This is a genomic window from Tabrizicola flagellatus (genome assembly GCF_046295235.1).
Classification (GTDB): Bacteria; Pseudomonadota; Alphaproteobacteria; order Rhodobacterales; family Rhodobacteraceae; genus Tabrizicola; species Tabrizicola flagellata_A.
Genome location: NZ_JBKBLV010000012.1, coordinates 65,605 through 90,627, shown reverse-complemented (window position 1 = coordinate 90,627; position 25,023 = coordinate 65,605). Strand labels below are relative to the sequence as shown.

27 protein-coding genes and 2 riboswitches are annotated in these 25,023 nt (G+C 70.9%); of the genes, 19 read left to right on the top strand and 8 right to left on the bottom strand.

The window, feature by feature from the left end; translation table 11 throughout:
* From modB to ACK4IU_RS07300, 4 genes are read left to right on the top strand one after another with little or no spacing between them, the layout of a single operon-like run.
* Positions 1-669 (top strand): molybdate ABC transporter permease subunit, encoded by a 669-nt coding sequence (gene modB / locus ACK4IU_RS07315; protein ID WP_409733162.1) that lies wholly within the window; start codon positions 1-3, stop codon positions 667-669.
* A complete protein-coding gene (gene modC, locus ACK4IU_RS07310; protein ID WP_409733160.1) occupies positions 666-1,751 on the top strand; it encodes a molybdenum ABC transporter ATP-binding protein in 1,086 nt (361 codons plus the stop codon). Before modB ends, modC begins: the two co-directional genes overlap by 4 nt.
* Entirely contained in the window at positions 1,744-2,535 is a 792-nt protein-coding gene (locus tag ACK4IU_RS07305) for a TSUP family transporter (RefSeq protein WP_409733158.1), read from the top strand. Before modC ends, ACK4IU_RS07305 begins: the two co-directional genes overlap by 8 nt.
* 42 nt (positions 2,536-2,577) lie before the next feature.
* Entirely contained in the window at positions 2,578-2,904 is a 327-nt protein-coding gene (locus ACK4IU_RS07300; protein ID WP_409733156.1) for a YnfA family protein, read from the top strand.
* 5 nt (positions 2,905-2,909) lie between these two features.
* On the opposite strand, the gene ACK4IU_RS07295 is transcribed toward ACK4IU_RS07300, so the two are convergent.
* The 5 genes from ACK4IU_RS07295 to cobO form a co-directional block, all read right to left on the bottom strand.
* Positions 2,910-4,115 (bottom strand): MFS transporter, encoded by a 1,206-nt coding sequence (locus ACK4IU_RS07295; RefSeq protein ID WP_409733154.1) that lies wholly within the window; start codon positions 4,113-4,115, stop codon positions 2,910-2,912.
* Positions 4,116-4,151: 36 nt separating this feature from the next.
* On the bottom strand, positions 4,152-4,349 hold the full coding sequence (locus tag ACK4IU_RS07290) for a DUF1127 domain-containing protein (protein ID WP_409733152.1): 198 nt from the start codon (positions 4,347-4,349) through the stop codon (positions 4,152-4,154).
* Positions 4,350-4,364: 15 nt separating this feature from the next.
* Positions 4,365-4,907 (bottom strand): Chromate resistance protein ChrB, encoded by a 543-nt coding sequence (locus ACK4IU_RS07285; protein WP_409733150.1) that lies wholly within the window; start codon positions 4,905-4,907, stop codon positions 4,365-4,367.
* Between the two features lie 175 nt (positions 4,908-5,082).
* Positions 5,083-5,226, bottom strand: a complete 144-nt coding sequence (locus tag ACK4IU_RS07280; RefSeq protein ID WP_160147725.1) for a hypothetical protein — start codon at positions 5,224-5,226, stop codon at positions 5,083-5,085.
* Between the two features lie 97 nt (positions 5,227-5,323).
* Positions 5,324-5,956, bottom strand: coding sequence for a cob(I)yrinic acid a,c-diamide adenosyltransferase (cobO, locus tag ACK4IU_RS07275; protein ID WP_409733147.1), 633 nt, complete (start codon positions 5,954-5,956; stop codon positions 5,324-5,326).
* 36 nt (positions 5,957-5,992) lie between these two features.
* A riboswitch (cobalamin riboswitch) is annotated at positions 5,993-6,193 on the top strand.
* Positions 6,194-6,272: 79 nt separating this feature from the next.
* On the opposite strand from cobO, the gene ACK4IU_RS07270 reads away from it, so the two are divergent.
* The 7 genes from ACK4IU_RS07270 (at position 6,273) to cobJ (ending at position 14,987) form a co-directional block, all read left to right on the top strand.
* The gene (locus ACK4IU_RS07270; RefSeq protein WP_409733145.1) at positions 6,273-6,644 is read left to right on the top strand and encodes a DUF1636 family protein; all 372 of its coding nucleotides are present in this window, start codon (positions 6,273-6,275) and stop codon (positions 6,642-6,644) included.
* Entirely contained in the window at positions 6,641-7,675 is a 1,035-nt protein-coding gene (gene cobW / locus ACK4IU_RS07265; protein WP_409733143.1) for a cobalamin biosynthesis protein CobW, read from the top strand. The genes ACK4IU_RS07270 and cobW overlap by 4 nt, the downstream gene beginning before the upstream one ends.
* Before the next feature lie 182 nt (positions 7,676-7,857).
* Positions 7,858-11,244 (top strand): cobaltochelatase subunit CobN, encoded by a 3,387-nt coding sequence (cobN, locus tag ACK4IU_RS07260; protein ID WP_409733141.1) that lies wholly within the window; start codon positions 7,858-7,860, stop codon positions 11,242-11,244.
* Between the two features lie 181 nt (positions 11,245-11,425).
* On the top strand, positions 11,426-12,709 hold the full coding sequence (locus ACK4IU_RS07255) for a precorrin-3B synthase (protein ID WP_409733139.1): 1,284 nt from the start codon (positions 11,426-11,428) through the stop codon (positions 12,707-12,709).
* Complete coding sequence (locus ACK4IU_RS07250) at positions 12,693-13,322, top strand: precorrin-8X methylmutase (RefSeq protein ID WP_409733137.1); 630 nt, start codon at positions 12,693-12,695, stop codon at positions 13,320-13,322. The genes ACK4IU_RS07255 and ACK4IU_RS07250 overlap by 17 nt, the downstream gene beginning before the upstream one ends.
* 202 nt (positions 13,323-13,524) lie before the next feature.
* Entirely contained in the window at positions 13,525-14,256 is a 732-nt protein-coding gene (locus tag ACK4IU_RS07245) for a precorrin-2 C(20)-methyltransferase (RefSeq protein ID WP_409733135.1), read from the top strand.
* Positions 14,253-14,987, top strand: a complete 735-nt coding sequence (gene cobJ, locus ACK4IU_RS07240) for a precorrin-3B C(17)-methyltransferase (protein ID WP_409733133.1) — start codon at positions 14,253-14,255, stop codon at positions 14,985-14,987. Before ACK4IU_RS07245 ends, cobJ begins: the two co-directional genes overlap by 4 nt.
* A gap of 77 nt (positions 14,988-15,064) precedes the next feature.
* Here the strand turns inward: cobJ and ACK4IU_RS07235 are convergent, their stop codons facing one another.
* Entirely contained in the window at positions 15,065-15,817 is a 753-nt protein-coding gene (locus tag ACK4IU_RS07235) for a cobalt-precorrin-6A reductase (RefSeq protein WP_409733131.1), read from the bottom strand.
* Between ACK4IU_RS07235 and cbiE the strand changes: the two genes are divergently transcribed.
* From cbiE to ACK4IU_RS07195, 8 genes are all read left to right on the top strand, one after another.
* Positions 15,816-16,985, top strand: coding sequence for a precorrin-6y C5,15-methyltransferase (decarboxylating) subunit CbiE (cbiE, locus tag ACK4IU_RS07230; RefSeq protein ID WP_409733128.1), 1,170 nt, complete (start codon positions 15,816-15,818; stop codon positions 16,983-16,985). The two genes, ACK4IU_RS07235 and cbiE, sit on opposite strands and share 2 nt — an antisense overlap.
* A complete protein-coding gene (locus ACK4IU_RS07225) occupies positions 16,982-17,341 on the top strand; it encodes a cobalamin biosynthesis protein (protein WP_409733201.1) in 360 nt (119 codons plus the stop codon). The genes cbiE and ACK4IU_RS07225 overlap by 4 nt, the downstream gene beginning before the upstream one ends.
* Before the next feature lie 145 nt (positions 17,342-17,486).
* Positions 17,487-18,269: a precorrin-4 C(11)-methyltransferase gene (cobM, locus tag ACK4IU_RS07220; protein ID WP_409733125.1), complete on the top strand. Its 783-nt coding sequence runs from the start codon at positions 17,487-17,489 to the stop codon at positions 18,267-18,269.
* Positions 18,269-19,585, top strand: a complete 1,317-nt coding sequence (locus ACK4IU_RS07215; RefSeq protein ID WP_409733198.1) for a cobyrinate a,c-diamide synthase — start codon at positions 18,269-18,271, stop codon at positions 19,583-19,585. Before cobM ends, ACK4IU_RS07215 begins: the two co-directional genes overlap by 1 nt.
* Positions 19,582-20,310 carry a uroporphyrinogen-III C-methyltransferase gene (gene cobA, locus ACK4IU_RS07210; protein ID WP_409733123.1) on the top strand — a complete coding sequence of 243 codons (729 nt, stop codon included), beginning with the start codon at positions 19,582-19,584 and terminating at the stop codon, positions 20,308-20,310. Before ACK4IU_RS07215 ends, cobA begins: the two co-directional genes overlap by 4 nt.
* 44 nt (positions 20,311-20,354) lie before the next feature.
* Positions 20,355-20,577, top strand: a riboswitch (cobalamin riboswitch).
* A 31-nt stretch (positions 20,578-20,608) separates the two neighbouring features.
* The gene (locus ACK4IU_RS07205) at positions 20,609-21,283 is read left to right on the top strand and encodes an energy-coupling factor ABC transporter permease (RefSeq protein ID WP_409733121.1); all 675 of its coding nucleotides are present in this window, start codon (positions 20,609-20,611) and stop codon (positions 21,281-21,283) included.
* A 53-nt stretch (positions 21,284-21,336) separates the two neighbouring features.
* Positions 21,337-22,080, top strand: coding sequence for a precorrin-6A synthase (deacetylating) (gene cobF, locus ACK4IU_RS07200; protein ID WP_409733119.1), 744 nt, complete (start codon positions 21,337-21,339; stop codon positions 22,078-22,080).
* Positions 22,073-23,023, top strand: a complete 951-nt coding sequence (locus tag ACK4IU_RS07195) for a phosphotransferase enzyme family protein (protein ID WP_409733117.1) — start codon at positions 22,073-22,075, stop codon at positions 23,021-23,023. Before cobF ends, ACK4IU_RS07195 begins: the two co-directional genes overlap by 8 nt.
* Before the next feature lie 7 nt (positions 23,024-23,030).
* Here the strand turns inward: ACK4IU_RS07195 and ACK4IU_RS07190 are convergent, their stop codons facing one another.
* Positions 23,031-23,918: a DMT family transporter gene (locus tag ACK4IU_RS07190; protein ID WP_409733115.1), complete on the bottom strand. Its 888-nt coding sequence runs from the start codon at positions 23,916-23,918 to the stop codon at positions 23,031-23,033.
* On the bottom strand, positions 23,918-24,802 hold the full coding sequence (locus ACK4IU_RS07185) for a LysR family transcriptional regulator (protein ID WP_409733112.1): 885 nt from the start codon (positions 24,800-24,802) through the stop codon (positions 23,918-23,920). The genes ACK4IU_RS07190 and ACK4IU_RS07185 overlap by 1 nt, the downstream gene beginning before the upstream one ends.
* Between the last annotated feature and the right edge of the window lie 221 nt (positions 24,803-25,023).

The following is a 25,023-nucleotide window of genomic DNA, read 5'->3' as shown; positions in this document are numbered from 1 at the left end:
TTGGACTGGACCGCGCTGACCCTGTCGCTGGAGCTTGCCGCCTGGACGGTGGCGATCCTGCTGCCCGTCTCGGTCCTCGCCGGCCGCTGGCTGGCCTATGGCCGGTTCCGGGGCAAGGGCGCCGTCGAGGCGCTGGTGATGCTGCCGCTTGTCCTGCCGCCCACGGTCTTCGGCTTCTACCTGCTGGTGGCCTTCGGGCGGAACTCTCCGGTGGGCGCCTTCTGGCAGGAAACCTTCGGACACCAGCTTGTCTTTACTTTCGAGGGGCTGGTGGTCGCCTCGGTCATCTTCAACCTGCCCTTCGCGATCCAGCCCGCCCAGCGCGGCTTCGAGGCGATTGCGGTGGAACTGCGCGAGGCGGCGGCGACCTGCGGCATGTCGCCCCTGCGCAGCTTGTGGAAGGTGGAACTGCCGCTCGCCTGGCCGGGGCTGATGACCGCCATGGTCCTGACCTTCGCCCATACGCTGGGCGAATTCGGCATCGTGCTGATGGTCGGCGGGTCGATCCCCGGGGAAACCAAGACCATCGCCATCGCCATCTACGACCGGGTGCAGGGCTTCGACATGCGGGGCGCCGGCATCATGTCGGCCGCGCTGGTCGCCATCTCCTTCTCGGCCATCGCCATCACCTACGCGCTTTCGGCGCGGATCGGGCGGAGGCTGGCATGACGCTGGAAGTCGCCCTTCGGGCCGAGACGCCGATCCCGCTGGACGTGGCCTTCGCGGTGGCGCCGGGCGAGCTTCTGGCGCTGGTCGGCCATTCCGGGTCGGGCAAGACCACCATCCTGCGCAGCATCGCCGGGCTGTGGCGGCCGACCACGGCAAGGGTTGCGGTGGACGGGGAAACCTGGCTCGACACCGGATCCGGCATCGCCCTTCCCACCCATCGCCGCCATGTCGGCGTTGTGTTCCAGAATTACGCGCTTTTCCCGCACATGACGGCGGCGCAGAACGTCATCGCCGCGATGGACCGCCCCGACCCGACCGAGGCCGCGCGGCTTCTGGACCTCGTGAACCTCCACGGCCTGTCCGACCGCAAGCCCGCGCAACTGTCGGGCGGCCAGCAGCAGCGCGTGGCGCTGGCACGGGCGCTGGCACGGAAACCGGCGGCGCTTCTCCTTGACGAACCCTTCTCGGCCGTGGACCGGGCCACGCGGGAACGGCTCCATGCCGAAATCCTTGCCCTGCGCGCCCATCTCAAGATGCCGGTGGTGCTGGTCACCCACGACATGAACGAGGCGCAGCTTCTGGCCGACCGGATGCTGGTGATCGAGAAGGGCCACGTCGTCCGCGAAGGCACCACCGCAGCCGTGATGGCCGACCCGGACGCACTGCGGGCCATGGGCATCCGTGAGGTCGCGGCCCTGCTGCCCGCCATCGTCGAGGGCGCGGAAGAGGACGGCCTGACCCGCCTGACCACCGCCGCCGGGCCGCTTTACCTGCCCGGCATCGACAACCCGCCCGGCACCAGGGTCAGGGTGCGGATCATGGCACACGAGGTGATCCTGTCCCGCAGCCGGCCCGAGGGCCTCTCGGCGCAGAACATCCTGCCCTGCACCGTCACCGCGATCCGCCCCGGCGACGGCCCCGGGGTCATGGTCCACCTGACCGTGGGGGACGACGAGATCCTCGCCCGCATCACCCGCCGCGCCGCCCGGCAACTGGGACTGCAACCCGGCGACGCGGCCCATGCGGTGCTGAAGTCGATGTCGGTCGCGCGCGATCATATCGCGGGCGCAGCCCATGACTGAGCCGCGCCGCAGCCTGCCCGCCGCCTTCGTCGCCGGCGCCGGGGTTGGCAGCCTCGGCGGGCTCATCGGCCTCGGCGGGGCCGAGTTCCGCCTGCCGCTGCTCCTCGGCCTGTTCCGCTTGCCGCCGCTTGAAGCCGTGATCCTGAACAAGGCCATCAGCCTTGTCGTCGTCGCTGCCGCCCTGCCCTTCCGCGCCGGCACCGTGCCCTTGGCCGAGATCGCCACCCACTGGCCGGTGATCCTGAACCTGCTGGCCGGCAGCCTTGCCGGGGCCTGGGCCGGGGCGGGCTGGGCCACGCGGCTGTCCTCGACCACGCTCTACAAGGTCATCGCCGCGCTTCTCGTCCTGATCGCCGCCGCGCTTCTGATCGGCCACGACGCCGAAGGCGCGGGCCCCGCCCTGACCGGCCCGGCGCAGATCGTCGCGGGCATCGCGGCGGGCTTCGGGATCGGGGTCGTCGCCTCGCTGATGGGGGTGGCGGGCGGAGAGCTGCTGATCCCCACCCTGATTCTCCTCTTCGGGGCGGATGTGAAACTCGCCGGCTCGCTCTCGCTGGCCGTCAGCCTGCCGACCATGCTGATTGGCTTCGCCCGCTATTCCCGCGACCAGAGCTTTGCGACACTCGCCCGCAACGGCCGCTTCGTCCTCGTGATGGCGGCGGGGTCGATCCTCGGCGCCTTCCTCGGCGGGCAGCTACTCGGGGTGGTGCCCGGAAGCCTTCTTCTGCCCATGCTTACGGCAATCCTCGTGATTTCCGCCGTGAAAGTCTGGCGCCATGGCTGAAACGGAATTGCCTTTCCGCCCGACTTCTGGCCAAGTCGGCCCATGCAGAACGCCCTGATCTTCGCCGCCGCCGCCTTTTTCGAGATCGCCGGATGCTTTGCCGTCTGGGGCTGGTGGCGGCTGGACAAGTCCGCGCTCTGGCTGATCCCCGCCGCGGTCTGCCTTGGCCTCTTCGCCTGGCTCCTGACCTTAGTCGATGTGGAACATGCCGGCCGCGCCTATGCGATCTATGGCGGGATCTACATCGTCGCCTCGCTCGCCTGGCTCTGGGCGGTGGAAGGCACCCGGCCCGACCGCTGGGACACGATCGGATCGGCGATCTGCATCATCGGCGCGGCGGTCATCCTCTACGGCCCCCGCCAGGTCTGACCCTCTCAGGCCAGTCGCCCGCGCAAGGGCAGAAGGCCCAGCGCCGCGACCAGCGCGAATCCTGCACCCGCAAGGAAGGTCGCCTCCGACCCCAGGCCCTGCCACAACGCCCCCGCGATCACGCTGGCCAGAAGCAGCGCCGCGCCCGTCACCAGGTTGAACATGCCGAAGGCCGTGCCGCGCAGTTCCGCCGGCACCGCCTCGGCCACCAGCGCCGACAGCAGGCCCTGCGTCAGCCCCATGTGCAGCCCCCAGAGCGCGATACCGAGCGCCAGTCCGGCAAACCCCGGCGCCAGCGCCAGCACCAGATCGGCCGCGATCAGCAGCGCGAGCCCCGCCATGAGAAGCACCGGCCGGCTCATCCGGTCCGACAGCACCCCCGCCGGCCAGGCCGAGACCGCATAGACCGCGTTCATCCCCACCAGCACCAGCGGCACCAGCATCAGCGACAGCCCAACCTCCTCGGCGCGCAGGATCAGGAAGGCTTCGGAAAACCGCGCCAGGGTGAACACTGTCGCCACCGCGACCACCGCCCAGTAGGTGCCGCCCAGAAGCCGCAGTTCGGCCCGAGCCAGCGGATTGCGCACCTTGCGCAGCCCCTCGGGCCGGGCGGGCTCCTTCACGGCGAACAGGATCAGCCCCAGCGCGAGGAAAGCCGGGATGACGGCAACCCAGAATACCGACCGGAAGTCGTCGGCAAAGAGCCACATCAGCCCGATGGCCATGAGCGGCCCGAGGAAGGCCCCCGCCGTATCCAGCGACTGCCGCAGCCCGAATGCCGCGCCGCGCCGCCCCTCGGGCGCAAGGTCGGCCACCAGCGCATCGCGCGGCGCGCCGCGGATGCCCTTGCCGACCCGGTCGATGAACCGCGCCGCCACGACCCAGCCCAGCGAGGGCGCCAGCGGAAAGACCGGCTTCGTCACCGCCGCAAGTCCATAGCCCAGCGCGGCCAGTTCCTTCCGCCGCCCGATCCGGTCGGACAGCGCGCCGGAAAAGACCTTGGTGATCGCCGCCGTCGCCTCGGCGATGCCCTCGATCACCCCAACCGCCAGCGCCGAAGCGCCAAGCCCGACCGTCAGATAGACCGGCAGAAGCGCGTGGATCATCTCGGACGAGACATCCATAAGCATCGACACGAAGCCCAGCGCCCAGATTCCGGCGGGCAGGCCCCGCCAGGGCGAGGCGGCCTTGGTCGCTGTGGTTTCGGTCATCGCGGGCGTTCCGGTTCGGCGGCGGGGTTTGCGGGATCAGTCGTGCCGCCGGGCTTCGGCTTCGGCCTCGGCACGGGTCACGCCGATGTCTCTTAGCATGCGGTCGTCAAGCCGCGCCAGCGCGGCGCGCTGCCGTTGTCGGTCGGCCCAGTCCATCAGCGGGGACGGACCCGCCGGCAGATGCTCGGGCGGGAAAAGCGGGAAGAAGGCGGTCAGGGGTCTGGTCCGGGTCATGCGGATGCTCCTCGCTCAGTCGCTTTCGCCCTTGGCGTCGAAGACGCGGCGGGCATAGTCGTCCAGCACCGCCTCGCAGCCCTTGAGCCGCGTCCGCGCCTCCTCGGCGCGGTCGGCGCCGTAGAAGTCCAGCTTGCCGATCCGGTCCAGCCAGCCCTGCAGCTTCTTCAGGTCGGCGTCGTTCTCTTCCAGCTCGGCATAGCTGTAGTGGCCGGCGGTGATCTCCTTGGCCACCTCGCGTTCGAAATCGTCGCACTTGTCGATGAACTCGGCATAGGCCTCGTCGCGGTCGGCCTTGAACCGGCCGACGACCCGCGCCTCCTGCGCGGCATCCAGCGCCATGGTCTGCAACAGCACCGCCTCGCCGCCGGCCTTGGCGATGTCGTTCTCGATCATCTTCAGCCGGCGCAGATGGTCGTCGCTGCGCGGCAGGACGCAGACCCCGTTCTGCAGATAGACCGCGCCCATGCCCTTCAGCTTGCGCCAGATGGCGATGCGCCTGGCCGAGGGTTCGGCAGGCACCTTGTAGGTCAGGAGAAGCCAGGTGATATCGCTCATGCGGACATATTTATAGTAACAGTGGTTACAAGTCAAGTGTCCGACAAAATCGCCTCACGCAACAACGACCGGCCCAGGCTCTGGACCCGGGTGGTCTAACTGTCTTCCGTCGGATTTTCGGACGGCCTTCGGCGGGATGCCGCCCAAGGCGGGCCTGCCGGACGGCCCGGGCGGCTCAGAACAGTCCGTCGCCGCCCTTGTCCTGTTCCACGACCTCGTCGGCGACCACGGCCGCCGCGCCCCCCACCACCAGCGGCGCGCAGCCCGAGGCGAGAAGCCCCGCCATCAGAACCGCCAGTCCAAGCCAGGGTTTCCGCATCTTTCCGCCTCCTGCCATATCCTTGCCAAATCCCTAACGTCCGCGACCAACCTTTTGATCTTTTTGGCGTATCTGCCTTTGTCCACCGTGGACAGGGTCAGAACTCCACACCCGGCTGGCCCTTGATGCCGGCCCGGAACGGATGCTTGACCAGGGTCATCTCGGTGACCAGATCCGCCGCCTCGATCAGCTCGTCCTTCGCATTCCGCCCGGTCAGGACGACATGGGTCAAGGGGGGTTTCTCGGTCTTCAGGAATTCCAGCACCTCGCCGATATCCAGGTAGTCGTAGCGCAGCGCGATGTTGATCTCGTCCAGCAGGACCATGCGGATGGACGGATCCCGGATCAGTTCCTTCGCCTTCTCCCACCCCGCCCTTGCGGCGGCGATGTCGCGGGCCTTGTCCTGCGTCTCCCAGGTGAAGCCCTCGCCCATCGCGTGAAACTGGCAGAGATCGCTGAAATTTTCGGTCAGAAGCCGCCGCTCGCCGGTATCCCAGGCGCCCTTGATGAACTGCACCACCGCGCAGGGCATCCCATGCGCGATGCAGCGCAGGATCATCCCGAAGCCCGAGGAAGACTTGCCCTTCCCCGCCCCTGTGTGGACGATGACCAGACCCTTCTCTCCCTCCTTCCCCGCCATGATCCTGTCTCGCGCGGCCTTCTTCTTGGCCATCTTCTGCGCGTGGCGGGCCAGGTCGTCGGGGTCGGTGGTCGCAACAGCGTCGGTCATGGTCGGTCGTGTCCTTGACAAGGGGAGGTGCGATGGCTCAGGTGGGCTGGCGCTGGTTCCTGTTTATGACAGGCGAAGAGGGAATGCGACAGGTCGGATTCGACCCTAGGCAGCCGCCCCCGCGACCGTGACCGGAGAGGTCCCATGGCCACTGGCGGATGCCGGGAAGGCGGGGGCCGTGGGGGGCAGCCCCCGTATCCGCAAGCCGGGAGACCTGCCAGCGCGGAAGGAAACCGGCGGACGGGGTGTTCCGCGACCGGTGATCGGCGGCAACGCCCCTCGCTGGCCCACCCCTTTCGCCTTTGGATAGGCAATGATGGGCACGACCCTTTTCGTCTGCACCACCTGCAAGGCCGGCCAGCCGGTCCCCGAGGGCGCACTGCCCCCCGGAGCGCAGCTTCACGCCGCGCTGACTGCCGGCCCCGCCCCTGAAGGCGTCCGCATCGTGGGCGTCGAGTGCCTGTCCGCCTGCAACACCGGCTGCGCCGTCTCGCTGACCAAACCCGGCGCCTGGTCCTATGTCTATGGCCGGCTGACGCTTGACGACGTGCCGGCAATCCTGGAAGGCGCCGGGAAATACGCCGCCACCACGGACGGCATCGTCCCCTGGCGCGACCGCCCTACCGTCTTCCGCAAGCAGAGCATCGCCCGCATCCCCCCTCACCCCCTGCCAGAGGCCGCCGAATGACCGACCTGACCAAAATCCCCGTGACCGTGATCACCGGCTTCCTGGGTGCGGGAAAGACCACTCTGATCCGCCACCTGATGCGGAACCCGCAAGGCAAGCGCCTCGCGATCCTGGTCAACGAGTTCGGCACCGTGGGCGTGGACGGCGAGATCCTGAAATCCTGCGCGGACGAGAACTGCCCCGTCGAGAACATCGTGGAGCTTGCCAACGGTTGCATCTGCTGCACCGTCGCCGACGATTTCATCCCGACGATCGAACAGCTGATGGCCATGCCGCAGCGCCCCGACCACATCCTGATCGAGACCTCGGGCCTGGCCCTGCCGAAGCCGTTGCTCAAGGCCTTCGACTGGCCGGCGATCCGCAGCCGGATCACGGTGGACGGCGTCATCGCGCTGGCCGATGCCGAGGCTGTCGCTGCCGGCCGCTTCGCCCCGGATGCGCAGGCCGTGGAGGCCCAGCGCGCGGCCGATGCATCGCTCGACCACGAGACGCCGCTTTCGGAGGTCTTCGAGGACCAGATCCTCTGCGCCGACCTGATCCTTCTGTCAAAGGCCGACCTTGCCGGGGATGCGGGGCTGGCGGCCGCGAAAGAGGTCATCAGCGCCGAGATGACCCGCCCTGTCCCCATGCTGCCGATGACCGACGGCGTGATCGACCCGCGCGTGATCCTGGGCCTGAACGCCGCCGCCGAGGACGACCTCGCCGCCCGCCCCTCGCACCACGATGGGGCCGACGACCATGAGCATGACGATTTCGACAGCGTCGTCATCGACCTGCCCGAGGTCACCGACCCAGAGGCCCTGTCCGCCGCCATCGTCCGGCTGGCCGAGGAGTTGAACATCCTCCGCGTCAAGGGCCATGTCGCGGTCGCGGGCAAGCCGATGCGGATGCTGGTCCAGGCTGTCGGCGCCCGCGTCCGCATGCAGTATGATCGCCCCTGGGGCACTGCGCCGCGTCGGTCGCAACTGGTCGTGATCGCCGAACACGACGACATCGACGAACCCGCGATCCGCAAGATCCTGGGGGCCTAGGATGCCGCTGGCAGGCGCCTTCCCGTCAGATTTGCCCAAAGCAAATCTGACCGCGCCCGACCCGCCCCCCGGGGGCGGGCGCGATATATCGCTCCCACCCCCGCGTGCCGGTCGCGGCCAGATTTGCGCGCGCCGGCAGACTGCATCTGCCGGGGCCCATCGCCCGGGTGTGGGGGCCTGACATGCACGTCGTCTTCCGCGAAAGCCACGGGCTTGAGGAAACCGAGACCCCCTTCGACCTCGGCCAGGACCCGGCCGACCTGGTGGTGCTTTCCTTCTCCGACAGCGACCTCGGGGCGTTCACGGCGGGCTATGAGCGCGCCTGCCGGGCGGGTTTCCAACCCACCGTCCGTCTCGCCAATCTCATCGCGCTGAAGCACCCGATCTCGGTCGACACCTACGCCGAACGCACCCTCTCCGGCGCCAAGGCCATCCTCGTCCGCCTGATCGGGGGCGAGGCCTACTGGCCCTACGGCCTCGCCGCCCTGCAGGACCTTGCCCGCCGCCAGGGCACGGCGCTTGCCATCCTTCCCGCCGACGGTCGCCCCGACCCGCGCCTCGACGAGCTGTCCACGCTCCCCGTCTCCACCCTCCGCCGGTTGCAGGCGCTGTGTGACGAGGGGGGCGCGGTGGCCGCCCATGCCGCGCTGGCGCAACTGGCGCTGGCGGCGGGCATCTACGCCGCCCCGGTGATGGGCGACAAGACCGTGCCGCATATGGGGTTCTACGATACCGAGCGCGGAGTCATTCCCGCGCCAGCAGCCCCCCACCCCCATCCCCTCCCCACGGAGGGGGAGGGGAGGCGACAGGCCGCCGACGGGTCCTCCCGGACGGTGCCACAGGACCATCCCCACACCGTCCTCCGCGGCTCCCTCCCCCCCGAGTGGGGGAGGGATGGGGAGGGGGGGGTGCCCGGGAAGGGCACCGTCCTCGTCACCTTCTACCGCAGCTACCTGACCTCCGGCGACACCGGCCCCGTGGACGCCATGATCCGCGCCCTCCGCGCGGAAGGCTTCGCCGCCCACGGCGCCTTCGCCCCCAGCCTCAAGGCCCCGGGCGTCGCCGACTGGCTCTCGGCCCATCTCGCCGCAAACCCACCCGTGGCCATCGTGAACGCCACCGCCTTCTCCGCCAAGGCCGACGACGGCGCGACCCCCTTCGACTCCGCCACCTGCCCGGTCTTCCAGGTCGCCCTCTCCACCGCCCGCCGCCGCGACTGGGCGGCCTCCGACCGCGGGCTGTCCCCCGCCGACCTCGCCATGCACGTCGTCCTGCCGGAAGTCGACGGCCGTCTCTTCGCCGGCATCGTCAGCCACAAGTCCCCCGGCAAACGCCACCCGGACCTGCAATTCTCCCGCTTTGCCCACCGCGCCGACGCGGCCCGCATCGCTGCCGTCGTGGGCCGCGTCAGCCGCTGGCACCGCCTGGCCACCACTCCCACGCCGGACCGCCAACTGGCCGTCATCCTCTCCACCTATCCCGGCCGCGCGCACCAGATGGCCCATGCCGTCGGCCTCGACGCGCTGGCCTCGACCGACCGCCTGCTCGCAACCCTCGCCACCGAGGGCTACCGGATCGCCAATGGCGCACCGCTGACCGAGGCCCTGACGGAAACCCTCGCCTGGCCCGTTGCCGACTATCTCGCGGCCCTCGAAACCCTCCCCGACCCCCTCCGTCAGGACCTGACCGCAGCCTGGGGCGACCCCGCCTCCGACCCGCAGGTCCGGGATGGCCAGTTCCACTTCCCAGGCACCCGCCGCGGCCACGCGCTGATCGCGCTGCAACCCGAACGCGGCGAGGTCGCCAGCCGCGACAGCGACTATCACGACCTCTCCCGCACCCCGCGCCATGCCTATGTCGCCTTCTACCTCTGGCTCCGCGCGCAATCCCTCCATGCCCTGATCCACATGGGCGCGCATGGCACGCTGGAATGGCTGCCGGGCAAATCCGTCGCCCTGTCGGAGACCTGCTGGCCCGAGGCGCTGATCGGCCCCACCCCGGTCATCTACCCCTTCATCGTCAACGACCCGGGCGAGGCCGCCCAGGCCAAGCGCCGCATCGGTGCCGTCACCCTCGGCCACCTGCCGCCGCCGCTCACCACGGCCCAGATCCCGCCCGAACTCCAGCGCCTCGAACGCCTGCTCGACGAGTATTCCACGGCCGACGGCCTCGACCCCGCCCGCCGCCGCCGCCTGATCGACACGATCCGCGACGAAGCTGCGGCCTCCGGCGTCGCAGCCGATCTCGGCCTGTCCGCCAGCGCCACCCCGGCGGAGGCAATCACCCGGATCGACCGCTTCGTCTGCGACCTGAAGGAAAGCCAGTTCGGCCAGGGTCTCCACATCTTCGGCGACGGCCAAGGCGAGACCCAGGGCCTCCTTGCCGCGCTGAACGGCCAGCGCGTCCCCCCCGGCCCCGCTGGCTCTCCGCACCGGGGCCGTAGCGACGTGCTGCCCACCGGGCGCAATCTCTTCTCCGTCGATCCCCGCGCCGTCCCGTCGCGCAATGCCCATGCCCAGGGCGTCAAGCTGGCCGAGGAACTGATCCGCCGCCACCTGCAGGACCACGGCGACTACCCGCGCGGCCTCGTCGTCGACCTCTGGGGAAGCGCCACGATGCGCACCGCCGGGGAAGAGTTCGCCATGGCCCTGCACCTCGCCGGCCTTGCGCCGAAATGGGACGACGGCTCCGCCCGCGTCTCCGGCTTCGAGATCCTCCCCCTCGCCCTCCTCGGCCGCCCCCGCATCGACGTCACTCTCCGCGTCTCGGGCCTGTTCCGCGACGTGTTCCCGACCCTCGCGCAACTCTTCGAAGCCGGGGCCGAAGCCCTCAGCCAACGCGACGAAACGCCCGAGGACAACCCCTACACCACAAGGCAATCCCGCGTCTTCGGCCCGAAACCCGGCCTCTACGGCCTCGGCATGGGAACCGCCGCCGACACCTTCACCGACGAGGCGCGCGCGGCGGCGGGCGAAGCCTGGCTCAACGCCTCTTCCTGGGCCATCGGCCCCGACGGCCAGTCGCACGAGGCCCGCGCCGACCTCGAAGCCCGCGTCCTGGCGTCAGACAGCTTCGTCCACGCCCAGGACCTCCCCGAAACCGATGTCCTGATCGCCGCCGACTACGCCGCGCACGAGGCCGGTTTCGCCGCCGCCGTCGCCAGGCTGGGCGGCGCGAAACCAACCCTCTACCACCTCGACGCGACCCGCCCAGACACGCCCCACGCGCGCACCCTCACCGAGGAAATCGCCCGCGTCGTCCGCGCCCGGGCGGCGAACCCGGCTTGGGCGAAAGGCATGATGCACCACGGCTTTCGCGGCGGCGCCGAAATCGCCGCCACCCTCGACCACATGGCGGCCTTCGCGCATCTGGCCCAGGTCGTCCCCCCGCACCTCTTCGACCTCTACCACGAGGCCACCCTGGGCCGTGCCGAGGTCCGCGACTTCCTCCAACGCGAGAACCCCGCCGCGCTTGCCGCCATGGAAGACCTCTTCCGCCGCCTCCGCGACGCCGGCCTCTGGCAGACCCGCCGCAACTCCATCGCCGCCCGGCTGGACGGTGCCGCATGACCCGGCCCCTTCGTCTGTCCCCAGATATCCCCGCCGGAGGTGCGACATGGTTTGCGCCATTGGTTCGAGCAACCATGTCGCGGGCGAGCCGGTTGCGCGCCCTTCGCGCGCAGAGGCGAGACAAAAGGCGCGCGCGGAACGCGCTCCTTTCAACACCCGCTCCAACCCCCAGGCGCGCCAAATGACCGCCTGGGAGATCAAGGGCTGGTGCCCCGGAGCCCTCCGCCCGATGCCGTCCGGCGACGGCCTCGTCGTGCGCATCCGTCCGCCGATGGGCCGCCTGACCCCGGCGCAAGCCGCAGCCATAGCGACAGCGTCCGAAACCCACGGCAATGGCATCATCGACCTCTCCGCCCGCGCCAACCTGCAACTGCGCGGCGTGACCGAGGCCTCGCATCCGCGCCTCATCGACGACCTCCGCGCCCATGGCCTGATCGACCCCGACATCGAGACCGAAACCCTCCGCAACCTCATCGTCACGCCCTTCCGGACCAGCCCCCCACCCCCATCCCCTCCCCACGCGGGGGAGGGGAGCCGCCCGGCCCGGCAGGTCCGCGCAACATCCGCCCCAGGTGCCTCCCTCCCCCCAGGGTGGGGGAGGGATGGGAAGGGGGGGCACCCGGCCAGATCAGAAGCCGACACCGACAGACTCGCCGCCACCCTCACCGCCGCCCTCGCCCGGATGCCGAAGCTTCCGGCCAAGTTCGGCTTCGCGCTGGACACCGGCCCGCGCCCCGTCCTGACCGGCGCCTCCGCCGATATCCGCGTCGAGCGCAGCGCCGACGGCAACCTGATCCTGCGCCCCGACGGCCACCCCTACGGCCAGCCCGTCACCGACCTTGCCCGGGACGCCATTGCCATGGCCGACTGGTTCGTCGCCAGCGGCGGCATCGCCAATGGCCGGGGCCGGATGTCCGCCCTCATCGCCAAAGGCTGCATCCCGCCGGGCTGCACCCTTGCCCCCGCCGAGACGCTGCCGATGCCCGGCCCCGGTCTCCACCCGGACGGCGCCCTTGTCGCCCTCGCCTTCGGCCAGATGCGCGCCGAAACGCTTCACGCCCTCGCCGCCCTTGGCCACGAGGTCCGCCCGACGCCCTGGCGCATGCTCCTGATCGCCGGCGCGACCGAGCTTCCCGGGATCCCCGGTCTCATCATCGACCCCGCGGACCCGCTCCTGCGGATCACCGCCTGCACCGGCGCCCCCGCCTGCCCGCAGGCGCTGGGCGACACGCGGCACCTCGCCCGCCGCCTCGCCCCGCAGCTTGCAAGCTGGCAAACGCTCCACATCTCCGGCTGCGCCAAGGGCTGCGCCCATCCCGGCCCCGCGCCCCTGACCCTCACCGCCACCGGCCAGGGCTACGACCTGATCCGGAACGGCACCGCCCATGACACGCCCAGCCTGACGGGCCTTGCCCCGCAGGCGATCCTCGACCACCTGAAGGCCCCGCATGCCCCACAGCTATGAGACCGACGGCGCCGCGATATACCGGCAGAGCTTCGCGATGATCCGGGCCGAGGCCGACCTCGCCCGGTTCACGCCCGAGGAAGAGATCGTCGCCGTCCGCATGATCCACGCCGCCGGGATGGTCGAGCTTGCCCCGCACATCCGCTTCACCCCCGGCATGGCCATCGCCGCCCGCGCGGCACTGGAGAACGGCGCGCCGATCCTCTGTGATGCGCGCATGGTCAGCGAAGGCATCACCCGCGCGCGGCTGCCGAAGGACAACCCGGTCATCTGCACGCTGCACGACCCCAGGGTCCCCGCGCTGGCGAAAGAGATGTCGAACACCCGCTCCGCCGCCGCGCTGGAACTCTGGCGCCCGCACCTCGCCGGGGCCGTGGTCGCCATCGGCAACGCGCCCACAGCGCTTTTCCATCTTCTCAACATGCTGGAAGACCTCGCCTGCCCCCGCCCCGCCGCGATCATCGGCTGCCCGGTGGGCTTCGTCGGCGCCGCCGAATCCAAGGATGCGCTGATGGAGGCCCCTCCGGCCCCCAGCCTCATCGTCAAGGGCCGCCTCGGCGGGTCGGCGATCACCGTGGCGGCCGTGAACGCCCTGGCATCGAGAAAGGAATGACCATGCCCGTCATGACCGATCCGTGCGGTGCCCCCCACCCCGCTCCCCTCCCCACGGGGGGGAGGGGAAGCGCCTCGGGCGACCCGCGCGCGCAAACCCGACCGCCCATGGCCCAGACTTCGTCGACCCCGCACCTCCCCTCCCCCCCGTGGGGAGGGGATGGGGGTGGGGGGCTCGCCCGCGCCCGGAAAGGGGGCCGCACATGGGCCGCGTGATCTGCGCGGGCCTCGGTCCCGGCGACCCGGATCTGATGAGCCTCAAGGCCGCCCGCACCATCGGTGCGGCGAAACATGTCGCCTATTTCCGCAAGGAAGGCCGCGCCGGGCAGGCGCGCCGGATCGTCGAGGGGATGCTTCCCCCGGACGCCGTGGAATACCCGATGGAATACCCCGTCACCACGGAACTTCCCTTCGACAGCCCCGGCTACATCGACGCGCTGGCGCATTTCTACGACGACTGGGCCAACAGACTCGCCGCGCTGGCCCGGACCGATGATGTCGTCGTCCTCTGCGAGGGCGACCCGTTCTTCTACGGCAGCTTCATGCACCTCCATTCCCGCCTGCAAGGCCGGGTGCCCGTGGAGGTGATCCCCGGCATCACCGGCATGACCGGCTGCTGGACCGCAACCGACACGCCGATCACGTGGGGCGACGACGTGCTGACCGTCCTCATGGCCACGCTGCCCGAGGACGACCTCGTCCGCCACATGGAACAGGCGGACGCGCTGGTCATCATGAAGACCGGCCGCAACCTACCCCGCGTCCGCCGCGCGCTGGAGCGGACGGGGCGGCTCGACCGGGCCTGGCTCGTCGAACGCGGCACCATGCCGAACCAGCGGGTCGCGCGCCTCGCCGATGTCGACCCTAACGACTGCCCCTATTTCGCGATCGTCCTCGTCCACGGCCACGGCCGCCGCCCGGAGCTGCCGGAATGACCGGCTGGCTGGCCATCGCGGGCCTCGGCCCCGGCGACGACCGGCTGGTCACGCCCGAGGTCTCGGCCGCCCTGGCCGAGGCGACGGATGTGGTCGGCTACATCCCCTATGTCGCCCGCGTCGCTCCGCGCGAAGGCCTGACGCTGCACCCGTCCGACAACCGCGTCGAACTCGACCGCGCCCGCGCCGCCTTGCAGATGGCCGCCGAGGGGCGCCGCGTCGTCGTCGTTTCCTCCGGCGATCCGGGCGTCTTCGCGATGGCTTCGGCCGTTTTCGAGGCGCTGGAGGGCCGGGCGGACTGGCAGGCGCTCGACATCCGCGTGCTGCCCGGCATCACCGCGATGCTCGCCGCCGCCGCCGCTGCGGGTGCGCCCCTGGGCCACGATTTCTGCTGCATCAACCTGTCGGACAACCTGAAGCCCTGGGAGGTGATCGAGACCCGACTCCGCCACGCCGCCCGAGCCGATTTGGCGATGGCCTTCTACAACCCCCGTTCGGCCAGCCGCCCGGAAGGGTTCGTGAAAGCCCTCGCCACCCTGCGCGAAGAATGCGGGCCGGACCGCCTTGTCACCTTCGCCCGCGCCGTCTCCACCCCCGACCAGCGCCTGACCACTGTTACCCTGGGCGAAGCGACGCCCGAGATGGCCGACATGCGCACCGTGGTGATCCTCGGCAATTCCGCCACCCGCCGCGTCGGGCCGTGGGTCTATTCGCCGCGGAGCGCGACATGACCCGCGAAACCCTCTTCGTTCCCTTCGGTTCCTCCTCGGAGCCCGCCCGCGAGGAGTGCCCGAAGGGCTCGACGAGCCTACCCCTGGAGACCCAGCCAGCCCATGACCTCGGCCACGGTCCGCGCCACCCGGCGATCCGGCACTGCGGGCCGATCGATCAGGATGACCGGCAGGCCCAGCGCGCGCGCGGCGACAAGCTTGGCCTCGGCCCCCGCGCCGCCGGCGTTCTTGGCCACGATCACCTCGATCCGGTGGTCCGAGAGCAGCGCCCGGTCGCCCGCCACCGTGAAGGGCCCCCGCGCGATCACCGCCTCGGCCAGGGGCAGGGGCAGCGGTTCGGTCGGCGGGTCCACCAGCCGCAAGAGGTAATGGTGCTGCGGCGCCGCCGCGAAGGCATCGAGGGTCTGCCGTCCGATGGCGAGGAACACCCGTTGCGGGGCCTGTCCGAGGGCCGCAACCGCCCCGGCGACATCGGGGACATGCATCCAGCGGTCGCCCTCGCCGGCCTGCCAGGGCGCGCGCTCCAGCGCGATCAGCGGGGTTCGTGTCGCCGTGCAGGCTTCCACCGAGTTCCGGCTCATCTGTGCCGCGAAGGGGTGGGTCGCATCGACCAGATGCGTGATGCCCTCGGCGCGGAGATAGGCCGCCAGCCCCTCGGCCCCGCCGAAGCCACCGATACGGACGGGCAGGGGCTGCGCCACCGGGGACCCGGTCCGTCCGGCGTAGGAATAGACCGCCTCCACCCCGGCCTCGGCCAGCGCGCGGGCCATGGCGGCGGCCTCGGTGGTGCCGCCGAGGAGAAGGACGCGCGGCGGACGGAGGGGGGTCATGGCTGATCCCTGGCTGACGATCATCGGTCTGGGCGAGGATGGACCGGACGGCCTGTCGCCCGCAAGCCGTGCCGCCCTGGCAGGGGCCGAGGTCGTCTTCGGCGGCCCGCGGCATCTGGCGCTGGTCGAGGCGGGGGACAAGGGCCGCCCCTGGCCCGTGCCCTTCGACATTGCCCCGGTGCTGGAGCATCGCGGGCGGCGGGTGGTCGTGCTGGCCTCAGGCGATCCGTTCTGGTTCGGGGCGGGCGGCAGCCTGATGGCGCATCTCGCCCCCGGCGAGTGGGTGTCGCATCCCGCGCCGTCCAGCTTCCAGCTGGCGGCGAATCGGCTGGGCTGGCGGCTGGAGGAGGTGCAGTGCCTTGGCCTGCACGCCGCGCCCTTCGACCGGTTGCGGCCGGTGCTGGGGCGGGGGGTGCGGGTGATCTGCACCCTGCGCGACGGGGCGGCGGTGGCGGACCTCGCGGCCTGGCTGGCGGCGAACGGGCATCCGAACGCGCGGCTGACCGTGCTGGAACGGCTGGGCGGCCCGCAGGAGCAGATCACGCAGGGGTTGCCAAAGGGCCCCATCGGGGCCCCGGTCTCGGCGGCCATCGAGGCCACCGATTCCGGGCTGCCGCGGGCAGGCGGCCTGCCCGATGCGCTGTTTGCCCATGACGGCCAGATCACCAAGCGCCCGGTCCGCGCGCTGACGCTGTCTGCCCTGGCGCCGCGGGCCGGCGAGCTGCTCTGGGACATCGGGGCGGGCTCGGGGTCGGTCGGCATCGAGTGGCTGCTGGCCGGGGGCGCGCGGGTCGAGGCGCTGGAGGCCGATCCGGCGCGGGCCGAGCGCGCCCGGGGCAATGTCGCGGCCTTCGGCCTGTCGCACCGCCACCGGCTGACCGAGGCCCGTGCGCCCGAGGGGCTGGAGCGCCTGCCGCCGCCCGATGCGGTCTTTGTCGGCGGCGGGGCGTCCGCGGCCTTGCTGGCGCGGCTGTGGGAGGTGATGCCCGAGGGTGCCCGGCTGGTCCTGAACGCGGTGACGCTGGAGACCGAAGCGCTGGTGCTGGACTGGTCGGCGCGGGTGGGCGGCAATCTCCTGCGTGTCGAGCTGTCCGAACCCGCCGCAATCGGGCGCAAGCGCGGCTGGCGCGCGGCGCTGCCGATCCTGCAATGGAGCGTCGTGCGATGATCGTGGCAGGCTTCGGGTTCCGGTCGGGAGCAAGTGTTGCGGCGCTGCGCGAGGCGCTGGCCCGCGCGGGGGGGGCCGAGGACGTGACGCATCTGGCGACGGTGGCGGGCAAGGCCGGGGGGCTGGCCGGGCTGGGCCGGGAGCTGGGGCTGCCGGTGATCGCGGTCCCGGACGCGGCGCTGCGCGGCCAGGTGACGGTGACGCAGTCGCAGCGGGTGGCGGCGCGGTTCGGGACCGGCTCGCTGGCCGAGGCGGCGGCGCTGGCGGCGGCGGGGCCGGGCGCGCGACTGCGGGGGCCGCGGGCGGTGTCCGCAGACGGGATGGCAACGGCGGCGATTGCCGAGGGCGCGGCATGAGGCACGGGAGCCGAATGGAGCGCCTTGCGGCGCAAGCCTGTGTCTCGCCTCTGCGCGGCCCGGGGGCCGCGCAACCGGCTCGGTCCGGCCTCCGGCGGGAGTATTTGGGAAAAGGGCAAATGCCGGGGCACGCGAGGGGTTTGACATGACCGTCCATTTCATCGGGGCGGGGCCGGGGGCGGCGGATCTGCTGACGATCCGGGGGCGCGACCTGATCGCGGCCTCGCCCGTCTGTCTGTATGCCGGGTCGCTGGTGCCGGAAGGGGTGCTGGCGCATTGCCCGCCCGGCTGCCGGATCGTGAACACCGCGCCGCTGTCGCTGGACGAGATCATTGCGGAGATCGTCGCAGCGCATGCGGCGGGGCTGGACGTGGCGCGGCTGCATTCGGGCGATCTGTCGGTCTGGTCGGCGATGGGCGAACAGCTGCGGCGGCTGCGTGACTTGGGCATCCCCTATGACGTGACGCCGGGGGTGCCGTCCTTTGCCGCCGCCGCCGCCGCGCTGGGGGCGGAGCTTACGTTGCCTGGGCTGGCGCAGTCGGTGGTGCTGACCCGCACTTCGGGCCGGGCCTCGCCGATGCCCGAGGGCGAGAGTCTGGAGGCCTTCGCCCGCACCGGGGCGACGCTGGCGATCCATCTGTCGGTGCATGTGCTGGGCGACGTGGTGGCGCGGCTGATGCCCGTCTACGGGGCGGACTGTCCGGTGGCGGTGGTGTTCCGCGCATCCTGGCCCGAGGAGAAGGTGCTACGGGCGACGCTGGCCACGCTGGATGTCTCGGTCGGCGAGGGCGAGCGGACGGCGCTGATCCTGGTCGGGCGGGCGCTGGCGCAGGAGGGGTTCACGGAAAGCCGGCTTTACGCGGGCGACTACGACCGGCGCTATCGTCCCGTGGGCACCGATCCGCGGTTTCCGGAGACCGGGCGGTGATCCCGGGCCTGATGGTCTCGGCTCCGGCCAGCGGCACGGGCAAGACCACGGTGATCCTGGGCCTTCTGGCCGCGCTGCGGGAGCGCGGGCTTGTGGTCCAGCCGTTCAAGAACGGGCCGGATTACATCGATCCGGCCTTTCACCGCGCGGCCTCGGGACGCGAGTCGGTGAACCTTGACAGCTGGGCGATGCCGGGGGCGATGCTGGACGGGCTGGCGGGGCTGGCCGAGGGTGCGGACCTGGTGCTGGCCGAGGGGTCGATGGGCCTTTACGACGGGGTGGCGGCGCCGGGGGCCTGTGGCAATGGCGCGGCGGCGGACCTGGCCCTGCGCATGGGTTGGCCCGTGGTGCTGGTGATCGACGCGAGCGGGCAGGCGCAGACGGCGGCGGCGGTGGCGCAGGGTCTGGCGCGGTTCCGGCCGGGGCTGCGGCTGGCGGGGGTGATCCTGAACCGCGTCGCCTCGCCCCGACACGAGGCGCTGCTGCGCGCCGGGATGGAGGAGGCGGGACTGCCGGTCCTGGGTGCCCTGCCCAAGCGCGCGGCGATCGCGATGCCGGAGAGGCATCTGGGCCTGGTGCAGGCCGAGGAACTGCCTGCGCTGACCGACCTTCTGCGCGCGGCAGGCGATCTGGTGCGCGAGGCTGTGGACCTCGACGCCCTGATCGCCGCGGCGGACAGCGCGGTGCGTCCCGCCCCCCCAATGCCGATCCCGCCGCCCGGCCAGCGCATCGCCCTGGCGCGGGACGCGGCCTTCAGCTTCGTCTATCCGCACCTTCTGGACAGCTGGCGCCGGGCGGGGGCCGAGGTGCTGCCCTTTTCGCCCCTGGCCGATCAGGCCCCGGACCCAACGGCCGATGTCTGCTGGCTGCCCGGCGGCTATCCCGAGCTGCACGGGGCAACTCTGGCCGGGGCCACGCGCTTTCGCGACGGGCTGCGCGGCTTTGCCGACCGCAAGCCCGTACATGGCGAATGCGGGGGCTACATGGCCATGGGCGAGGCGATCATCGACCGGGACGGCGCCCGCTGGCCGATGGCGGGGCTGCTGGGCCTGGTCACCAGTTTCGAGAAGCGCAAGATGCATCTCGGCTACCGGCTGGCGCGGCTGGCGCAGGGCATCCCCGGCCATGCGCCGGGCAGCAGCCTGCGCGGGCACGAGTTCCACTATTCCACCATCCTCTCCCAGCCCGATGCACCGCTGGCCGAGGTTACCGACGCCACCGGCACCCCGGTCGATGAGACCGGGAGCACTCGACTCCAGCCCGGCGGCGGGCTATCGACCGGCACCTTCTTTCACCTGATCGCGCCTGCCCCATGACCGGATTCATCCATTTCGTCTCAGCCGGACCCGGCGACCCCGAGCTGTTGACCGTCAAGGCGGTAAAGGCGCTGGAGGCGGCGGATGCGGTGCTGTTTGACGACCTGTCCTCGGGGCCGATCCTGGCTTTGGCGCGGCCGGGGGCGGACATGGTGGGGGTGGGCAAGCGCGCCGGGCGCGCCTCGCCCAGGCAGGACCACGTCAGCCGCCTTCTGGTGGACTATGCCCGGACCGGCGCCCGGGTGGTGCGGCTGAAATCGGGCGATTCGGGCATCTTCGGCCGGCTGGAGGAAGAGCTGACCGCCGTCCGCGCCGCGGGCATCCCCTGCGAGATCGTTCCGGGCATCACCTCCGCCTCGGCGGCGGCGGCGGCGGCGGGGATCCCGCTGACCCGGCGCCAGCACGCCCAGCGCATCCAGTTCATCACCGCCGCCGATGTCACCGGCAACCTGCCGCCCGGGCTGAACCTGCCCGCGCTGGCCGATCCCGGCGCGACCACGGTGGTCTACATGGGCAAGCGCACCTTCCCCGCGCTCGCCGCGGCGCTGGTCGCCCATGGCCTGCCGCCCGACACGCCGGCGCTTTTGGCCGAAGCCGTCAGCACCCCGGACCAGCGCCTGTACCGGACCACGGTCTCCGCCCTGGCCGAAGCCCTGGCCGGCGACCGTTCGCCCCTGCCTGGCCTGATCCTCTATGGCCGCCTGGCCGAAGGCGTCGCGGATTGATTGCGGCCGGTCGCCTTCCACCTTGACCTGACGCCGACAGAGGCGCAGACAGAAAGCTGCAAGGTGTCCCACAAGGCGCAAAGCGCCGGGACTGAAACGGGAATGAGGAGCGGGCCGACCCAACAGGGGGTCCGTGACATCAGCCGCCCCCGCGACTGTCAGCGGTGAGCGGGTTCCACCAAGGCCACTGTCCCCGAGGGGGCGGGAAGGCCAGGAGCCTGCCGCGATCCGCCAGCCAGGAGACCGGCCCTGCAAGGAAGCAAACCGCCGTCGGGTGTGACGGACAGGAGGGACAGACATGCATATCGAACCGGGCCTCGTCGACGGGGCCAAGATCGCGCTCAGCTATGCCACCGCAGCCGCCGCGGGCGGCACGGCACTTTACCACATCGCCAAGGCCACCCGCGAAAGCGGCATAGCCTCGGTCGCGCTGCGGTCGCTGGTGGCGACCGTGGGCGTCTTCACCTTCTTCGAGATCCTGCCGCATTTCCCGGTGGGCGTGTCGGAGGTTCACTTCATCCTGGGCTCGACCCTGTTCCTGATCCTTGGCGCAGGGCCGGCGGCCATCGGGCTGGCCATGGGCCTTCTGATCCAGGGTCTGTTCTTCGCGCCCTCCGACCTGCCGCAATACGGCATGAACCTGACCACGCTCCTCGTGCCGCTCTTCGCCCTGCATGCGCTGGCCAGGCGCGTCATCGCCCCCGGCACCGCCTATGTCGATCTGGAATACCGGCAGGTCCTTGCGCTCTCGACCGTCTATCAGGGCGGGGTGGTCGCCTGGGTGGCCTTCTGGGCGATTTACGGCCAGGGCTTCGGGGCCGAGAACCTCGGCTCGATCCTGTCCTTCGGCGCGGCCTACATGCTGGTCGTGCTGATTGAGCCCATCGCCGACCTGGCCGTGCTGGCCGCGGCCAAGACGCTGCGGGCGCAGGGCTCGGCCCTGGTGACGCCGCGGCTCTATTCCGCCGCCTGACCCGATGCGGCGCGGCCTTGCACGGGGCCGCGCCCACCCGTAAAGCCCGGGCCATGACCACGCTTTCCCTGATCGGCATCGGCACCGGCAATCCCGACCATGTGACCGGACAGGCCATCCGCGCGCTGAACGCGGCGGACCTGATCCTGATCCCGCGCAAGGGGCAGGCGAAATCCGACCTTGCCGACCTGCGCCGCCAGATCCTGACGCAGGTTCTGACCCGCCCCGTCACCGTCACCGAATACGACGTGCCCCAGCGCGCCGATCAGGACGACTACCTCGGCGCCGTGAACGACTGGCACGACGCCATCGCCCGGGTCTGGGCCGAGTGCATCGCCGCCCATCCCGGCGCCCGCGATGTCGCGCTGATGGTCTGGGGCGACCCCTCGCTTTACGACAGCACGCTGCGCATCGCGGCCCGGCTTCCGGGCGTGACCGTCAGGGTCGTGCCCGGCATCACCTCGCTTCAGGCGCTGACGGCGGCGCATGCGATCCCGCTGAACATGCTCGCCGCCCCCGTCACCATCACCACCGGACGGCAGCTGCGGGACCACGGCTGGCCCGAGGGCGCAACGACCCTGGCCGTGATGCTGGACAAGGGCGGCGCCTTCACCGCGATCGACCCCGCCGACACCCATATCTGGTGGGGCGCCTATGTCGGCATGCCCGAGGAATGTCTGATCCACGGCCCCCTCGCCGAGGTGGCCGAGCGCATCCTCGCCACCCGCGCCCGGTTGCGGGCCGAGCATGGCTGGATCATGGACATCTACCTTCTGCGCCGGGGCGGCGATGTCTGACCTGATCGCCCGCGCGCTGCCGCTTTACGGCCTGCCGCCCGACACGCCGCTGACCCTGCTCAACCGGTCCGAGAACGAGACCTGGGCCGCCGGCGATCTGGTCATCCGCCTGCACCGTCCCGGCTATCACACGAAGGCCGAGATCGCCTCGGAACTCGCCTGGCTGGGTGCGTTGCAGGATCTGCCGGGGCTAAACGCCGTCCGCCCTGTGGCGGGGCGGCAAGGTCTCGTCACCGAGATCGACGGCCGTTTCCTTGTCGCCTTCGCCCGCCTGCCGGGGCAGGAGTTGCAGCCCGGCGACGACCTGTCGCGCTGGTTCGCACCGCTGGGAGAGATCACCGCCCGCCTGCACAGGCACGCCCGCACCTGGACCCCGCCGCCGGGGTTCACCCGCAAGCGGTGGGATGCAGAGACCATCCTCGGCCCGCATCCGCATTGGGGCCACTGGCGGCAGGCGCAGGGGCTGGACGGCCCGGGCGCGGCGCTGCTTGCGCGCGCGACCGAAGCCCTGGCCGCGCGGCTGGCCGCCTACGGGACCGGGCCGGAGCGTTTCGGCCTGATCCATGCCGACCTGCGGCTGGCGAACCTGATCATCGATGGCGAAAGGCTGACCGCCATCGACTTCGACGACTGCGGCTTCGGCTGGTGGGCCTACGACCTCGCTGCCGCCCTCTCGTTCATCGAGACCGATCCCCGCCTGCCCGAGCTGATCGCCCGCTGGCTGGAGGGCTATGCCCGTATCGCCCCGATGGGGCCCGAGGACCGGGCGATGATCCCCTCGCTGATCTTCCTGCGCCGGGTCCTCTTGACCGCCTGGCTGGCCACCCGGGCCGACAGCGACACCGCCCAGGGCTTCGGCGGGCCGGGTTATACGGCCGGAACCCTCGAACTCGCCGAAGGCTACCTGTCCGGCGGCCTAAGATTTTTCGTCGAAAAATCTTAGGCTTGCGCTACTCTTTCAACAAGAGCCCCAAGGCCAGCACGGTCAGTGCCAGGCCCACCAGCACCAGGCCGGGCGGCACCGCGCCATGCAAGGCGATCTCCCACAGGATCACCCAGGAGGGGACAAGATAGGTATAGGCCATCACCTTCGCCGCCGGCAGGCGCAGGCTGGCATATTGCAGCAGGACGAAGGTCAGGGCGCTGGCGGCCACCGCGACATAGACCAGCGTGATCCAGACGTTGCCCGGCAGCGCCGCCCAGTCCGTCGCCAGCACCGCCGGCCAGGCGTAAAGCGCCAGCAGAAATGTCCCTGCCAGCATCATCCCGAAGGTGAAGACCACCGCCGGCTCGCCCCGGTTCAACCTGCGCACCAGGGGCGCGTAGGCGGCGTGGGCTACGCAGCCCAGGAAATAGATCGCCTCGCCCCGCCCGATCTCGAAGGCCACGAGCGCCCCGAGGTCGGCGCGGAAGATCACCCACAGCGCCCCCGCCGCCCCGATCGCCAGCGCCAGCGCCATCCGCCCGGTCAGCCGCTGGCGCAGGGTCAGCCAGCCGAAGCCCGCCGCCATCAGCGGCGTCAGCGTGAACACCGCCGCCGCCGAGACGGGCGGCGCGGACTTCAGCCCCTCGAACATCAGCACGAAATAGCTCGCCAGGAGCCCGCCCAGCACCAGATAGCGCCAGGGCGCCGCAAAGGCGCTTTTCGGGATGCCGGTCGTCGCCCGAGCCGCCGCGCCCACCAGCACCCCGGCCAGGACGAAGCGCACCACCGACAGGGCGCCGGGGTCGATGTGCGGCGCGGCCAGCACCCCCAGCGAGAAGGATCCCGCAACCAGCGCCGAAAAGGCCAGCATCGCCAGATGCCCGCGCGCGGATTGCGATAGATCGTCAAGCATCAGGTGCAGAACTTCCAGGACTTCGCGGCCTCTTTCAGATGGGCAAGGAAGGCCTGAACCTTCCGCGTCCGGTGCAGATCGACATGGGTGACGATGCGCAGGGCGGATTCCCATTCCGGGCGCGGCGGCAGGATCTCTATCAGATCGGGGTCGTCGGCCGCGCGCAGGGTCATGATGAACCCCAGCCCCGCACCCTGCCGCACCGCCTCTTCCAGCGCAGCTGCCTCGGTCGCGGCATAGACGATCTGTTCGGGCGGCACGGTCGCCCACAGCCAGCGATGGAACGGCGCGCGGGTCGTATCCGCATCGGTGCAGACAAATCGGTGTCCGCCGAACTCTGCCTCCGAGGCGGGTTTCCCGTGCCGTTCCACATAGGACCGCGCGCCGTAAAGCCCCGCCTTCACCCGCACCAAGGGCTGCACCACATTGTCCGGCTCTTCCGGCCCGTTGCCGGCCCGGATCGCCACATGCGCCTCGCCGTAGTCCAGCCGGAACAGCCGCATGTCGGTCAGGAACCGCACCCGCACATCGGGCCATTTCTCCTGGAAACTGACCATCACAGGGGTCAGCAGATCGGCGATCCCGGCGATCGAGGTCACCACCAGCTCCCCCGACACCGTCTCGCCCTGGCCCTTGATCCGGCTGACCAGATGGGCAAACTGCTCTTCGGTGGTCTGCGCGACGGCCAGAAGGTCACGGCCGGACTCGGTTGCCGTATAGCCCCGCGCGTGTCGCTGGAACAGCTTGACGCCCAGCCGTTTCTCGAGCGCGTCGATGTGCCGGATCACCGTCGCATGGTGCACCCCCAGAACCTCGGCCGCGCCCGAGACGGTACCCAGACGCGCCACCTGATAGGCGGTGCGGATCTCGTCCCAGTTCTCCATCTCGCCTCCGACATCCCTGTGCGCATGCGCACATCAGCGCAAATCGCCGGCCAGCACAAGCATGCGGGCGGGAACAGTCGCTGGCCCCGGATGACCCGATGCGCCGCGTTCCGCCCTGGCGGGCTTGACTCGCGGCCCTGGCGGGCGTATCCGCCCCCCAGTTTTCCCGGAGGCTTGCGCTTCCGGTCCCTTGGGCATTGCCAGGGATCGCCACCCGTCAG